The 14,661-nt window shown below is 45.1% G+C and carries 13 protein-coding genes; 7 read left to right on the top strand and 6 right to left on the bottom strand.

Annotation, left to right across the window (positions count from 1 at the left end):
- Positions 1–1,827, top strand: a 1,827-nt coding sequence (locus tag LDL35_RS08595) for a molybdenum cofactor synthesis domain-containing protein (RefSeq protein WP_304021702.1), incomplete at its 5' end; no start/stop codon positions are given.
- Between the two features lie 89 nt (positions 1,828–1,916).
- The gene (locus tag LDL35_RS08590) at positions 1,917–2,612 is read left to right on the top strand and encodes a SagB/ThcOx family dehydrogenase (protein ID WP_304021700.1); all 696 of its coding nucleotides are present in this window, start codon (positions 1,917–1,919) and stop codon (positions 2,610–2,612) included.
- On the opposite strand, the gene LDL35_RS08585 is transcribed toward LDL35_RS08590, so the two are convergent.
- The gene (locus tag LDL35_RS08585; protein WP_304021698.1) at positions 2,613–3,488 is read right to left on the bottom strand and encodes a 4Fe-4S dicluster domain-containing protein; all 876 of its coding nucleotides are present in this window, start codon (positions 3,486–3,488) and stop codon (positions 2,613–2,615) included.
- Positions 3,489–3,592: 104 nt separating this feature from the next.
- Here LDL35_RS08585 and LDL35_RS08580 point away from each other — a divergent pair, with 104 nt between their 5' ends.
- Positions 3,593–4,225 (top strand): 4Fe-4S binding protein, encoded by a 633-nt coding sequence (locus LDL35_RS08580; RefSeq protein WP_048067988.1) that lies wholly within the window; start codon positions 3,593–3,595, stop codon positions 4,223–4,225.
- A gap of 101 nt (positions 4,226–4,326) precedes the next feature.
- Entirely contained in the window at positions 4,327–6,261 is a 1,935-nt protein-coding gene (locus tag LDL35_RS08575; protein WP_304021695.1) for a beta-propeller domain-containing protein, read from the top strand.
- Between the two features lie 111 nt (positions 6,262–6,372).
- Here the strand turns inward: LDL35_RS08575 and LDL35_RS08570 are convergent, their stop codons facing one another.
- Positions 6,373–7,764 (bottom strand): P-loop domain-containing protein, encoded by a 1,392-nt coding sequence (locus tag LDL35_RS08570; protein WP_304021693.1) that lies wholly within the window; start codon positions 7,762–7,764, stop codon positions 6,373–6,375.
- Positions 7,765–7,887: 123 nt separating this feature from the next.
- On the opposite strand from LDL35_RS08570, the gene LDL35_RS08565 reads away from it, so the two are divergent.
- Entirely contained in the window at positions 7,888–8,514 is a 627-nt protein-coding gene (locus LDL35_RS08565; RefSeq protein ID WP_304021691.1) for a hypothetical protein, read from the top strand.
- A gap of 104 nt (positions 8,515–8,618) precedes the next feature.
- Entirely contained in the window at positions 8,619–8,984 is a 366-nt protein-coding gene (locus tag LDL35_RS08560) for a response regulator (protein WP_304021689.1), read from the top strand.
- On the opposite strand, the gene LDL35_RS15310 is transcribed toward LDL35_RS08560, so the two are convergent.
- The gene (locus LDL35_RS15310) at positions 8,981–9,388 is read right to left on the bottom strand and encodes a PD-(D/E)XK nuclease domain-containing protein (RefSeq protein ID WP_369694902.1); all 408 of its coding nucleotides are present in this window, start codon (positions 9,386–9,388) and stop codon (positions 8,981–8,983) included. The two genes, LDL35_RS08560 and LDL35_RS15310, sit on opposite strands and share 4 nt — an antisense overlap.
- Positions 9,321–9,845 carry an AAA family ATPase gene (locus LDL35_RS15305; RefSeq protein WP_369694901.1) on the bottom strand — a complete coding sequence of 175 codons (525 nt, stop codon included), beginning with the start codon at positions 9,843–9,845 and terminating at the stop codon, positions 9,321–9,323. Before LDL35_RS15305 ends, LDL35_RS15310 begins: the two co-directional genes overlap by 68 nt.
- A gap of 187 nt (positions 9,846–10,032) precedes the next feature.
- Between LDL35_RS15305 and LDL35_RS08550 the strand changes: the two genes are divergently transcribed.
- A complete protein-coding gene (locus LDL35_RS08550) occupies positions 10,033–10,857 on the top strand; it encodes a hypothetical protein (protein ID WP_304021687.1) in 825 nt (274 codons plus the stop codon).
- 528 nt (positions 10,858–11,385) lie between these two features.
- Here LDL35_RS08550 and LDL35_RS08545 read toward each other — a convergent pair.
- Positions 11,386–13,314 (bottom strand): HAMP domain-containing sensor histidine kinase, encoded by a 1,929-nt coding sequence (locus LDL35_RS08545; protein WP_304021685.1) that lies wholly within the window; start codon positions 13,312–13,314, stop codon positions 11,386–11,388.
- 158 nt (positions 13,315–13,472) lie between these two features.
- Positions 13,473–14,661, bottom strand: a 1,189-nt coding sequence (locus LDL35_RS08540; RefSeq protein WP_304021683.1) for a PAS domain-containing protein, incomplete at its 5' end; no start/stop codon positions are given.

Genomic DNA, 14,661 nt, shown 5'->3' with positions numbered 1-14,661 from the left:
CTTGCTGCACAAAGAATTCTGAAGACGTCTGCGAAACCTAGATACCTGATCAGAACGATTCAGGTTACAAAAAGTCATGGCCATATCTGCCATGAACCAGTATACTCCAGGCTTACAGTCCCGAATAGTGCAGTATCCAAAAGGGATGGGTATGTAATTAATGCCTCTGATACATTCAATGCATCGGATTCTGACCCGGTACAACTGAGTGTATTTGATCAGGTTCATACCGGGTCACCGATACCGGAAGGATTTGATGCCGTAGTTATGCATGAGGATATCAGAGAGGATGTCAATGGCAACATAACCATACTAAAACCAGCACGACCAGGGCAGAATATTCAAAAAGCAGGAAGTGAAATCAAGACCGGAGAAATGATTATTCCTGCAGATCACGTGATTTCTCCTGAGGATATTGGAGCGATGATTGGATATGGGATTACATCGGTGCAGGTTAAAAAAATTGTTGTGGGACTAATCCCAACGGGAGATGAATTAAAAGAACCCTGTACAGCACCAGGCCCTGGTGAGGTGATTGCAAGCAATTGTGAGATGTTAGCAGCCTCTCTTGTAACTATTGGTATAGAAACATTTATCTATCCCATAATACCCGATGATCCAAAAAAAATACGGGATACAGTGGAAGAAGCCGTCGGGGAATGTTCCTTTGTTATCATATCAGGTGGGTCTTCAACAGGATGTCGTGATCATACGAAAGATGTGTTGACCGCGATAGGAACAATTCTGTATCATGGAGTTGCCATGCGGCCTGGAAAAACCACACTCGCAGCGATTGTTCAGGATATTCCTGTCTTTGGAGTCCCCGGAACTCCAGCAGGAGCTCTTGCAGTCCTCCGCGGACTGATTATCCCCTGGCTTTCAGATATCGGATATCCTGTACCAATCCACCATTCCATACCGGTTACTCTGGCAGATTCTGTACCGAGTGAGCTGGGTACCGATGATTTTGTTCTGATGGTCGTAGGAAAGGTAGGTGATGAGTATAAAGCAATGATGGTTCCTCGCGAAGGTGGCCAGATCTCAGCAGTGAAATCTAATGCAGTCCTGCATATTGCCCGAAATAGTGAGGGAATAGGAAAGGGAAAAAAAAGCCTGGTTCATATGACAAGATGTTCTCCTCCACCTGACAATATCTATCTATTCTACGGGATGTATGATCCTATCCTTGACGTTCTTGACCAGTACCTCAGAAAGCTCAATAAGAGAATCTATGTTCGTGAGGCATCATTGGAATCCACCCTTCTTTCCATGCAAAAGAATACGGTTCATGGTGGCATAATTATCCGCCCCAGAAATAACGGACTGAATGTATTGGAACATGGATATACCAACACTCATCAAAAATTATGTACAATTACTGTTGCTGACCGTGAATATATTCTGGCTGCTTCTGTATTTCCAAATTATGACTCATTAAAAGAATTTGCCTTTCCAAAAATCCCGGATCATTCATTTCTTTATGAAATTCAGGAACAGTTTATTCTCAATCATCAGATAAATCCGTTGCTCATTGAAAGGATTGAACCTGAATGTAAAACCGAACTTGAGATAGTGCAACAGATAATACAGGAAAAGATTGATTTCGGGCCCTGCTCAGCATCGCTGGCATCTGAATATGATCTTTTTGGACCAGTAATTGGAAGTGAACGGATTGATCTTATCGTTAAGCAGGATGATGCACAATCAGAACAAATTAACGCGTTACAGGAGATACTATCATCTGAAGAATGGAGAAGTGAAATTGGGCATTTACAGGGATATAATCTGAAAAGAAGCGGGCAAATATGTTGTCTGAAAGAGCACTGAAGATATCATAAAAGAAGAGGATTTTAATGGGAATTGGAGTAGATTTCATACGAAAAACACGATATACCTGCCCAATTACGACTGATCAGATGAGAGGGATTCCATCTCCTCCATTAGAAGATGATTTTGAGGGTACGGTGATCGCTCTTCCAGATCCGGATGCGGGACTTCTGATAAATCTTGATCTATCTGTTGCGATAGAAGCCAGAGAGAGTATTCGAACATATCAGGACACCCCTCTTTCTATCGAAGACCTATCGTACCTGCTCTGGTGTACACAGGGCGTAAAATGGATAATGGAAGATTGTACCTTCAGAACCGTTCCATCAGCCGGGGCACGTCATGCAATTGATACCTACCTGTATGCAAGAGATGTACATGGCCTTAAATCAGGCCTGTACCGGTTTTTGGCCCTGGAACATAGTCTTGGGGCTATATCTGAAGAGCAGCAGATACCAGAGATTGTCTATAAGGGAGGGTTAAACCAGGACTGCATTCAAAAAGCCTCAGTTTGTTTTATCTGGGTTGCCAATTCATACCGAATGACCTGGCGATATGGTGAACGAGGATTCCGTGATATTTTCCTTGAAGGAGGCCATATATGTCAGAACCTCTATTTATCTTCTCAGGTTGTCGGGTGTGGTGTCTGTGCTATAGGTGCATTCAATGATGATGAAATAAACTACCTAATCGGTATTGATGGAGAAAAAAAGTTTGCAGTATATATGGCAGCAGTCGGAAAAATACCCCATGCGAAGGAGATGACGAAAAATCAGGGTATTTAGTCAGTACCCGGTGATTACCTCATCTTCATTAAGTTCTCCAACCAGCTCTTTTTTAAAAGATTCAAAGTCTAGAATCTCTAATTGATCCGGAAGAAGGGAATCACTCCAGGCTTTTCGATAGACCCACTTTACCACACGTTCAATGACGTTGACTACCGTTTCCGGATTTTTAACCGTAACAATATGATACCCGACACGGGGATGCCGGCCACGCCTGCCACCAATGGTGATATGATATGCAGCCGGTTCAGCCTTGATGATATGGAACGGGCATGACTGGATACACATCCCACAGTGAACACAAAGGTCGTCGTTCATCTGTATCTGTCCGTTTTTAATGGAAATTGCCTTCTCTTTACAGTACTGAACGCATGTTCCACACCCGGTACAGGTTCCCGGAACCCGGTATGGCCTGACGACTCCGGTGATTCCAATCTCATTCAGGCGCTCACTCACACAGGAATTCGGACAGGAAGAGACGGCTATTCGAAACTTTACCGGCATCTCCTTTCCGAAAAATTTCTCATCAAGAGTTTTGGCAAGAGATATTGAGTCGATCATGGCAAACCGGCACCTGTCTGTCCCAGGACAGGCAGTAATATTGACTATCTCCGCTTTTTCAGCCCCGACAGGAGTCCCGTTTGCTTCAAGATCTGTAGCAAGGAGGTCAAGGGAAGCGGGGAGAACATGGACCAGTTCGATCGTCTGTCTGGTGGTCAGATGCACCTGGGTATTGAATTTCCTGGCAATCTTTACAACACCCTCCATCTGGTCGACCGTTATCAGACCAGCAGGGATTCGGAGTCTGACAGTACAGTAATCTCCTCCGAGTTCATTGATAATGCCGCCTTTCTCATAGAGGGGAATTTTTCGCATACATATATGTCAACCTGAATGAATTAATACATCCGGGTATGGTCATAATGAAATACGAACCCTTTCATTATGGTGAATGCATACATGTACATCAGGGAGTACCTGTGCGATTCATTCAGAACTACCTGGAATTCTTTTTTCGAAAGAAATGGATTATTAATTTTCTTCATCCACGCACGGAGCCTCTGGAAACTCCTCTTCATGCACGGGGTGTCCCGGAAATTACCGGGAGGGCATGTACCCATTGTTATCTCTGTCAGATGATCTGTCCGGCTCCTGGTGCCCTGGAAGTGAAAAAAACAGGAAGGCCTGCGGTATGGAACCCCCATATTTATCCAGGTCATTGTATCAGATGTGGACTATGTGTTGAAATCTGCCCGGAAGTAGTACTGGAATCAGGAAGAATATTCCAAAAAGCAACCAGATCAGAGACCTGGATGAATTATTCTATTCATATCCGGATTAATCCGGTCACATGTATTGGATGTGGTAGTTGTGCAGTTGCATGTCCGATTAACCGGCAGACAGACCCGGTTCTCACATCGAAGGGAACGGTAACCACAGATGAAGTAATTCTTGCCGTAGAGAACGGGATAGCACACGTGTTCCATGAGGAAAAATGCACCGGATGCTCAACATGTGAAGAACAATGTCCCACCAGATCGATTCAGGTCAGCAGGATTTTGGAGATGAACCAGGGATACATCTACGAAGATGAACTGGATGAACCAGAATAATGATTTAAAATCAGAAAAGCACTTTTCCGATTAGAAGATTACTTTGAAAATTTTCCAAGCCTTCGACAACTAATTACCCTCATCAGGTATATTACATCATTATGATACCACAGGCACCAATGCGATCCCTGTTTCTTACCGTGATCCTGATAGCGGTATGTGCAGGGCTTTTCCAGGTATCCGGCACCGATGCATCTGCACCTGGAATGCTGGAGATAACCACCGATGAGGATTTAAAAGAGTATATGAAGAATGTCACCTCTGAATACCGGTATGGCTATTCAAACGGGATGTATTATGATATGGCCATGGCAGTCCCAGAGATGGTATTGGCACCTGCTCCCATGGCTGCAAAGGAGATGGTAGCACCTGCCACGACCTCTGCAGGTTCAGACAAAGGAGCAAGTGACTTTTCCACGACCAACATTCAGGTTGCCGGAGTTGATGAAGCGGATTTTGTAAAAAATGATGGAAAATATATCTACATCGAGAGTGGAGATACCCTCACCATCGTCGATGCCTTCCCCCCGCAGCAGGGGAAGATCGTGACTGAATTGCCGGTAAAAGGGTCAGTATCAGAGCTTTTCCTTGCAGGGGACCGTCTTGTCGTCTTTACTGACACGAATGACGAGCATTGGTACACCCCGAAGGGATCGGCGGTTCCAATCCCTGATTATTCGAGAAAGACACAGGCCGTGATATATGATATCTCCGACCGGAAGAGCCCGAAGGAAGTCAGGACAATCTCTGCCCCTGGAACATATGATAATGCCCGGATGATCGGCGATTATGTCTATGTTCTGACCAAAGAGACTCCTGATTACCATAATCCCCGGATGCCCATCATCTATGACGGTACAGAACCAATTGAGATATCATCGATCTGGTGTCCCCCATCTCTGATGAATGAGTACCAGATGCATACGTTGACCTCATTTCCGGTGACCGGGTCAGGGCAGCCCAAGGCTGAGTCATTCCTTCTGGGATATTCAAATACACTCTATGTATCGCCGCAGAATGTGTATGTTGCCTATGAAAAACAGCGACCCTGGTACGGGTGGTACCTAACAGATGAAAAATCAGCAGAATCAAAAGAACCAGAGCAGGAGTCGGTCATTCACCGGTTTGCGATTAAAGATGGTGACATCGCATACAAAGCAACGGGGACTGTACCTGGATACCTCTTAAATCAGTTCTCCCTGGATGAAAACCGTGGAAATCTCCGGGTTGCAACAACTGTATCTGACTTTGCATCTGATGCCAGACAGTACAGTAATGTCTATGTCTTTGACCCTTCCCTGAAGATCATCGGTCGGCTCGAACATCTGGCTCCTGATGAAAGGATCTACTCTGCACGGTTTATGGGAGACCTGCTCTACTTGGTTACGTTCAAGCAGACCGATCCACTGTTCGTGATTGATCTCTCCAATCCCTATCAGCCCGGCCTCCTTGGAGAACTGAAAATCCCCGGATATTCAGATTATCTCCATCCCTATGACGAGACTCACCTGATTGGCATTGGCAAAGACACCATGGAGAATGAATGGGGCGGAATTGTCCCGACCGGGGTGAAGATAGCCCTCTTTGATGTGAGTAATGTGAATAATCCACGACTTGTTGAGAGTATTGTCATCGGAGAGAAGGGATCTGACTCTGCCGTCCTTTCAGATCACCGGGCGTTCCTGCTTGATAAGGAGAAGAATATCATGGCAATTCCGATCAGGGAGGTTGTTCACATACCGGTCCAGGGTAGCACGTATGAAGGATCCCATACCGAGGAGACCTGGCAGGGGACATATGTATTTGGTATTAACCCGGATACCGGATTTACTGAAAAAGGGCGGGTTAAACAGGGAACCGGTTCGTCAGATGATGAATGGTGGTATGGGTCAACGGTGCTCCGGTCACTCTTTATGGATGATGTCCTGTATACGATATCCCGTGACCGTATCGTCGGGTCGGATCTGAAGGACCTGACAAAGCGCCTTATGGATATCGGAATCAAGCATGATGATCGACCCTTCAGATATTATTAAAGACAAAACACCCTTTTATTTTTTCTCATATATTGAATAACTGATATTTTTCCCGATTGTCTGGTTTTTCAGCAAATTATACGAGATTTGTTTTGTCAAACATATCAATAATTATTTGCCAACATCACGTTCACCTGATTTTTTCGGGACCATTCCAGCCATTTTTTCATAGAATTCATAAAGCCCTTCCCGATATTTTGGAACAGAGAGAGCATATGGCTGGTGCTGACAAAGTCTGAGTATCCGGTCTGCCTGAGCTATCAAGAGTTCCATGCCTGATCCTGCAATAATAAACGATGTATCCCCAAATACGGTTCTATCTTCTGCGAGCAGGAATGCAAGCGACCGGATTTTGGAATGGCTCATGTAACAGGGAACCATCAGGTTCTGGGCAGCACGATCCTCATCGATAACAATATAGGGTGCTTCACGTCTGAGTGCATCAGAGATCCGATAGGCCATGGATGCCGAGCCACTTCCCTGTCCACATACAGAATCAGGAGTTCCCGACATCCCCGGTGGAATACCCCCGAAGAATGGACGAAGATCGGCACCTTTCAGTTCAATTCCGGTAGCATCCGGAGAAAAACCCCCAGGAACGGTGACCAGTACTTCTCTCCCGTCACCCGGAGCATGATCATCCACACCTGCCTGAATGGCATTGAGTAAGGTGGATTTTCCCTCTGCATTCGAGCCGGTTATCGCGAATATCTCACCTCGTTTTATTCCAAGACCGGACACGGTCTGGTTAGACCCTGCAAGCATAACTTCAACCGGAGAGAGTTCAGTCGGGCAGTAAAATGGAATATGAACCCCCTCTTTTGGCCCTGCTACCCGGTGCCAGCTCCGGTGACGGGTAAATGACCGTGCAGGGCGGGTTCCATCACCGATAAAACAGACCAGACCCATCCGGCTAAGTTCTGAACGAAGATGCAGCTGATCAAGGACCGTCTCCCACCCCCGTTTTATCTGTCTGACAGGAACCTTGTGTATACAATCAGCAAGAGCAGCGAGGTATGATCCAATATCTGATTGAACATGAGTAATATTGGTCGAAGAGAGCGGCAGGTACGGCAGTGCTCCCCGGATACTGAGCCGAATCCCATGAGGACACAGAACATTCTCATCATCCGGTCTCCAGAGATGGGATGCAAGTGCTGACGGGGATGAAGCGATCGTACATGGTTCGATATGAACTTGGTACCTGCTCTGATTTCCGGTTCCTGCACCATACAGTATTCCCATTCTCGTATCTTTCATCGATGACTGTTTGCAATACTCAATAATCGTATGGACAGCCCCTGCTGATGCAGAGAGCGGAAGGGATATCTCATCAATTACGGGCACCCTGAATACCACCGGGAATGAAAAGAGGAGATCCTGGCGGTCAGGAGAAGGGACCAGATAGGCATCAGTCCCGAGCCGGTAGGTATCTGGCATGAAATACTCTGGTGATACAAGGGACTGAAAGATTTCAGGGAGATGAGAAGTCCAGGTGTCCATCGAAGGTTTCAGGTATATGTTTCATCTCCAGACAGATGAACACTGGTAATCATATAATTTTTATATCCATGGGGGAATCTCTCATAGTACCTGATGGTGTATTACACCTGACGGAGGTTATCCATGAACTTTAGAATTGGAATAATTTGTCTGCTTATTGCCGGGGCATTAATGTTAACCGGGGGAACCGCAGCCAAAATAGGAGGGGACAGGGGCTGGTATGAATTCCATTGTCATGCAGATGGAGCAAAAGTGCACCTTGACAGTGAATATGTCGGGGATATCCAGAATGGCATGCTCTCTGTCCCGATATATACGACAGGAACGCCCTATTCAACATATACCGTTACCTATGAAGGATGCGGTTCGTATGCAAGTGTCACCAGAAACCTGCCAGTTGTTCCAGCAAAAGGTCAGACCATTGATATTTACGTGGATATCGAACCCGCCCCATGTCCGACTCCGACACCAAAACCACTGGGTGGAGATATTGGATATTACCTGATCTGGTCCAATGAAGACGGTGTTACTATCGAGATGGACGGAGAGGACAAGGGTATGACCATGAACGGCCATCTGCAGATCCCGGTGTATACTACAGGAACACCGTATAAAACCATGGTGGCTTCAAAGCCCGGCTTTATCACGGTGACTGAAGATATCACGGAATATCCGGCAGCTGGTGAGACGGTTGACCTGTATGTCACGATGAATACAGATGTCATTGTTGCTGCAACAGCGGGAGAATAAGCTCCCCTGACTTTTCAGATTTTTTTAGACAAATTCATACCATATGAAGATCAATGAGAAAGAAATCCGAAAGAGTAATTTGCTGTTCACTATGAGTTGATGGTATGACCACTGTTTTAATGGTTGATGATAATCCGGCAGATATTGAAGAGATGAATGTCATTCTGACCGAAGCGGGCTATAACACCCTGACCCAGCCTGATGGAATACACATCCTTGATTTCCTGAAAATCCATCCAACTGACCTTATCATGCTTGATCTGGTCATGCCGAAACTTAATGGAATTGAGATATTGCGTGAATTGAAACAGGATTTTCCCGAAATTCCTGTCATTATGTGTTCTGCTGCCGGACTTGAACAGGTCGTTGCCCTGGCTCTCCGGGTCGGTGCCGCCGGCTATGTCGTCAAACCCTATAAGAAACAGGAGTTACTGGAGAGTATTGAGAAAGTAATCAGTAAAAAGAATTAAAAATCAGGGTTTCCTACCTCCCATGCCTCAATATTTCTGGTTTTTGGATCAAAAACGATCCCAATTTCAATAACCGGGCGGGAGTCAGCGGCATATTTTTCAGCATATCCCCGTTCCTTTATCTGTTTCAGGGGATCCTTATTACCCGAATGGTCAATTCCTTTTACCTTAAATTCAAAGATCCAGATATATGATCTGGTTTTGACAGTTAAATCAATCCTGCCTTTATTCGTCGTATCCTCCGGGATTATTTCATATCCCAGACTTGCCAGATATGCATATACAACACTCGCATAATAGCCTTCAAATCGTGAAATCAGATTATTCCGATAATTTTCATGTGGTATTGAGAATAAGAATGCATGAAAAATTGATATTGTCCAGAATTGGTTTATCGTACTCATCAACAAGCAGGACCACCTGAAGCCCCGTCTTGTTATTCACATCACGAATGAGATCTTCAAGCTGAAATCCGGGTGAAATATGAGGATTGATAGTACATCCAAACCGCTGTGCTTCCCGGCTGATAATCTGGGTGAGGTATTCATGAAGTTCGTTAGACGTGGTATTGATCCGCTGACCCAGGCTTATCCGTATCACCGGCCAGGTTACTGAGAAGTCCCAGGTGGATTCCGGACTATCGAGGAAGAGGCCTTTAAAAAGATTCTTTTTTCCTGATAATGCACAATCCAGTGTATCAAGAAAGAGGCTTTTCCCAAACCGGCGGGGCCGGGAAAGGAAGTAATATTTTCCTTCCTGCACTAATGAGGCAACATAGGGGGTTTTATCTACATAGGCATACCCACCGGTTCGAATTTCTGAAAATGACTGAATACCGATGGGAAGTTTGAGAGGAACCATAAGACTGTTGACTGATTATACATCTTTTCTGCCAATGTTTATAGATATCACTCATACCGGGGTTATTCCTCTCTCATCGTAGAGCATCGGAACATAAGAAGAAGCAATTTGAGGGACGTTGGATAACGTATGGTATACCCGGAACGGGGGGTATCAATACACCATGAGAAGCTTTCACAGAGTAATAATGTGTACCACAATCCTGCTCTTACTTGTATTTTCACCAGGAACAGCAGAGGAGACAACCATTCATGTCATTGATGTCGGAACCGGTGATGCAGTCCTGGTGGAGACAGCAGGGACCTGTACTTTGATCGATGCAGGACCGGAACGGAACACCACAGCGGCATATCTGACCGGCCATAATATCACCGCTCTGGATCTCTTCCTGGTGACCAGTATGGATCCGGGCAAGACGGGGGGAATCCTTGAGGTTATGAACCGGACTGTCGTTTACGATTATCGCGATACCGGAACCGGTCAGGTATATCCGTATTATGGACGGGTCCTCGAGAAGATAGAGAATGAATCAATCCCCCACTCATCACTGGCAGCGGGTGATATCATGTCGATAGGGAACGATGCGTCTATTGAAGTTGTTCCGGTTAACCAGACAGGGATGGGATATGATGAGGCGGTTCTGAAGATCAGCGTTGGAAATGTATCCATGCTCCTCCTTTCACAGAACGGTTCACCAGATATCTCTCTTCCTGATCCCATCCAGATCCTTCGTGTCCCGGATCATGGATCACGGGAGGCATATGATGCAGGCTTTATTCATCGCTTAAAACCTGAAGTGGCTGTCATCAGTGTCGGAAGGACCGGAAAAGGCCCCAATAAAGCAACCGTGATGGGACTGGAGGCTGCCGGGGCAGAGGTATTTCAGACTGATATCAGGGGAACCATTCTTATCACAACGGATGGTGAGAAGTATACGACAGGATCCACACGCACATCTCCGGCCGGATCCATATCTCTGATCAGTGTGATAGAGACCAGACCACCAGGATGAGAGATGAAGGAAAAATCATCCCTACGATAAAAAACAGGTGGGTTTTATAAATTTCATACTCCGAAAATAATCCTTATTTTCATGATTTACCTGATTATTGCAGATATTTGAATTGGGAGAAGAATATCACTTTAATGAAAAAAACACGGTCATGAATGTGGCAGACAGGCGTCTGACCCTATCCTTTGGCTATATTAAAAGACGATAATTTATCTCTTTTTATTGAAAAAAAGGGTATTAAATCGTTTTTATATCGTTTGAAATATATGGATTTCCGGTCATCACTTATAATTTTTTTCTATATAACCTGAACAATAATCCCATGATGTCTGACAATTGCAGGTGCGCCATTCATACATTCAGAGCAGGGAAATAGTTCTTATAGATGTATAATTCGGACCTCCTATTTCGCCAATAATCAGATATTTTTGAGAGATAACCTGATACTCCAGTTTTTTAAAAAACCGAAAACACTCATGCAAAGCACTATATATGCATCCGGATCTACACCGGCCCGATGGTTTTCTATTATTTACCGGCATCCTCAAACCGCCATTTTCCCTGCGGAATTTTCAGTTCAAAAGAGGCACCTTCCCCTGGGGTTTCAGTCTCCCGGATCTCTATACCGGTAAGGGAGAGGATCTCCCGTGTCAGAAAGAGTCCTAGACCGGTATTTTTCCCATATCCTCTTGCAAATATCTTCTCCTTATCAGCTGCAGGGACCCCCGACCCGTCATCAGAATAGGTGAGTATGGCAAACGTATCATCAATCCTCACGTCACAGGAGATCCGGCTTACCTCCCCGCCATGACGAAGTGAATTTTCAATGAGGTTATAGATGACCCGGTCAAACATCGGATCAGCATATACAAGAAGACCATTCGTCTGATCATGAACGGTCAAGGAGTGCTCGCTGAAATTTTTTATCGTCTCATTTATAAGCCTGCTTACGGAATGCCAGACCGGTTTGTCAACCCCCATCTGTTCATATATCCGGGTAAAGAGGATTATATCACTGGTGGAATTCAGGGCATCACGAATCATGGCTAAAATCCGGATATTCTGCTCATTAACCGGAATCTCATCCTCAAGAAGGTCAAATCCTGAGGATACCACAGACATCTGATTCAGCAGATCATGCCTGGTAATGGTTCCAAGCAGAGATAACTTATGATTTGCTGCCCGAAGTGACTCCTCTGCAAATTGCCGGTTTCGTAATTCATCATTCAGCTCATCCGTCTTCTGCCTGATTGAGATGATATCCTCTTTCAGCCGCCCTACCATCTTCTGAATACTCGCTTCCAGCCTTCGAAACTCAAAGCCCTTTGTCCGGCGGATCGGGTGATCGTAATCTCCATCTGCAATGATCTCAATGTCCTCAATTATCTGGTAAACCGGCCTGGTTACATACCGTGATATGAAAAATGCGATGAGACATAACAGTGCTATGATCATCAGGGCATTGAGGATATTCTTTAACAGTGCCTTTTCTGTCTTCTGCCGTACCTGTTCAGATGAGTAGACGATCTCTGCCACTTTGTCGAACAGACCAGATGATACTGTGGAACTTTTTATCTGGGGGATATAGAGATATTTCGTAATCTGGTTTGGTTGTGGCCCGGTAACGATAAAGCTCTTTTTTTCACCAAAGGCTGTTATCAAATTGTCAATGCGATCTGTCCGGTCCACAAATTCATATGGGTACACCGAAAATCCGGGGATGGAAGTCCGGATATCTGTAGCCTGATTAAAGGTCAGGTCAAATATCCATACTGATTCAATATCCTGCTGCGTCTCTTTATACCAGCGGGCAAGACGCGGATACTTGGATATCCCCTGTTTTTCAAAGAACTCCTGCAGATTTATCCCAATCTCCAGAATATACTCATGATCCCGTGTCGGGATGTATCCATATTTCCGTTCTTCTCCCAGTTTTGTCCCGGTTACGATGGCATCAAATGCGACTGAGTCTCCAAGCCGGATGGTATTCAACCGTTCTTTGAATTTCGGGGCAAATGAGAAGTCAAGCCCATTATCTGGCTGAAAGGTTGAGGCAATGATCACTCCTGAAGAATTAAAGATATACAGGTCGATGGGGTGATCAAAATAACCTGCCACTTTCTCCTTTATTCCCTCTAAATCCAACTCTTCAGGACTCTTCCCGCTTTGATGGTAGAGGTTTTGATAATCAAGCAGTGCCAGACGGAGAGGTTGATTGTATGCATTATCATAAAACGAAAGACTCTGATCTGCCAGCTGGATTGCATGAATAAGGGCTTCCTCCCCATATCGTTGGGAAAGGAAAAATTCAGACTCTATTGAATCAGATTCAACATGAAAGAGATAGGCGAAGATGATGCTTGTACAAATGATGCCTATGATCAGGAAGATGAGCATAATATGGTACGACAACGAATATTGACCATATTGGAACTGTTTATCCCCGGACCTGCTCATAACACCTTCTCTGGATAGTCTGTACTATCAGTTGGATCAACAAACTTTGATCCCAATCAGCATAAACTATTGGATTGATGGTCTGAAGAAAAAAAATCAGAAGTCATGCTGAATACTGGATGAAATTAGGAAAACCCCGGTATCCTGTTGTAAGTTCATTATGAGGAAAACCGGTATCCTCCGAAAGGAACCACCATCTCAAATCGTGCCCCTTTCCCTGGTGTGCCGGTTTCAGAGATGGTAATCGAAGTAATCTTCAGTATTTCAGATATAAGATATAATCCATACCCGGTATTCTTCCCATATCCGTAGGTAAAGATCAGATCCTTTTCTTCATGGGGAACACCAATGCCATCATCCTCCCATGAGAGAATGAGGGACGTATCATTATTCCTCCATGACACGGTGATGGTAAAGACGTGTTTTCCATGGTTCTTTGCATTGATGAGGAGATTGTAAAAGACCTTCGGGATCATGGGATCAACATAGATCCAAAGATTGGAAGGAACTTCACAGTTCAGGCGAATATGCTCGAACGGTAAGTTTTCCAGGATATCAGATACGGAAAACCAGTCCGGTTCTGACACTCCGACCTTTTCATATTCACGTGAAAAGGCTATTTGAGACTCTATTGAAACGGCTAGATCCTGCAGTTTTTTTGTAAATATCGGAATTTCCTGAGGTTCGCACTCTCCCAAAAGAGAGAGGAACCCATGCATTGCACTGAGCGAATTTGTGATATCATGTCTGGTGATGGAGCTGAGAAGACTAAGCTTATTATTCGCAGTTTTGAGGTGTGCCTCACTGAGCCGCAGTGCCTCCTCTGCCTCCTGCTGCCTGGTAATGTCAGCCATAATGCCCATAAGCCGGTCAGAATCAAACTTATCAAACACAGAAACCCGATCCTCTACCCAGACATAATGACCATCAGCATGTCTGAACCGGTACCTGACAATGCCTCCCCCGGAGTTTGTATGCACTGAATAAAACGCATCAAGGGCTGCCTTTCGATCATCAGGGTGGACAAGTTCAAGCCACTGATCAAATCCATGACTGATCTCATCATGCGGATATCCAAAGACATCACTGACATTCTCACTCATGATGATCCGATCCTGCTTCATGTCATAATCATAGACAACAAGGCCGGATGAAGTTGTGACCATTTTGTACCGGTTACGCCATGCTTCCACTTCTTTTTGCGCAATTTTTCTATCGGTGATGTCATCCCCGATACACATATAGCCGATAAGATCCCCGTGTTCGTCCCTGAGGTCTGTGTTTATCACGTCAATATCCCGGATTTCACCATTCCGAAGGAGGAGCTTCATCTCCTCATGCTGAGAG

Source organism: Methanospirillum hungatei (assembly GCF_020216685.1).
GTDB classification, from domain to species: domain Archaea; phylum Halobacteriota; class Methanomicrobia; order Methanomicrobiales; family Methanospirillaceae; genus Methanospirillum; species Methanospirillum hungatei_B.
This window is presented reverse-complemented; position numbering and strand designations above follow the sequence as displayed.

What these genes read in the sequence shown, in the direction of transcription:
- LDL35_RS08590 (WP_304021700.1), top strand. Translation starts at nt 1,917, where the DNA reads ATGAGAGGGATTCCATCTCCTCCATTAGAAGATGATTTTGAGGGTACG.
- LDL35_RS08585 (WP_304021698.1), bottom strand. Translation starts at nt 3,488, where the DNA reads ATGCGAAAAATTCCCCTCTATGAGAAAGGCGGCATTATCAATGAACTC.
- LDL35_RS08575 (WP_304021695.1), top strand. Translation starts at nt 4,327, where the DNA reads ATGATACCACAGGCACCAATGCGATCCCTGTTTCTTACCGTGATCCTG.
- LDL35_RS08570 (WP_304021693.1), bottom strand. Translation starts at nt 7,764, where the DNA reads ATGGACACCTGGACTTCTCATCTCCCTGAAATCTTTCAGTCCCTTGTA.
- LDL35_RS08565 (WP_304021691.1), top strand. Translation starts at nt 7,888, where the DNA reads ATGAACTTTAGAATTGGAATAATTTGTCTGCTTATTGCCGGGGCATTA.
- LDL35_RS08560 (WP_304021689.1), top strand. Translation starts at nt 8,619, where the DNA reads ATGACCACTGTTTTAATGGTTGATGATAATCCGGCAGATATTGAAGAG.
- LDL35_RS15310 (WP_369694902.1), bottom strand. Translation starts at nt 9,388, where the DNA reads ATGAGTACGATAAACCAATTCTGGACAATATCAATTTTTCATGCATTC.
- LDL35_RS15305 (WP_369694901.1), bottom strand. Translation starts at nt 9,845, where the DNA reads ATGGTTCCTCTCAAACTTCCCATCGGTATTCAGTCATTTTCAGAAATT.
- LDL35_RS08550 (WP_304021687.1), top strand. Translation starts at nt 10,033, where the DNA reads ATGTGTACCACAATCCTGCTCTTACTTGTATTTTCACCAGGAACAGCA.
- LDL35_RS08545 (WP_304021685.1), bottom strand. Translation starts at nt 13,314, where the DNA reads ATGAGCAGGTCCGGGGATAAACAGTTCCAATATGGTCAATATTCGTTG.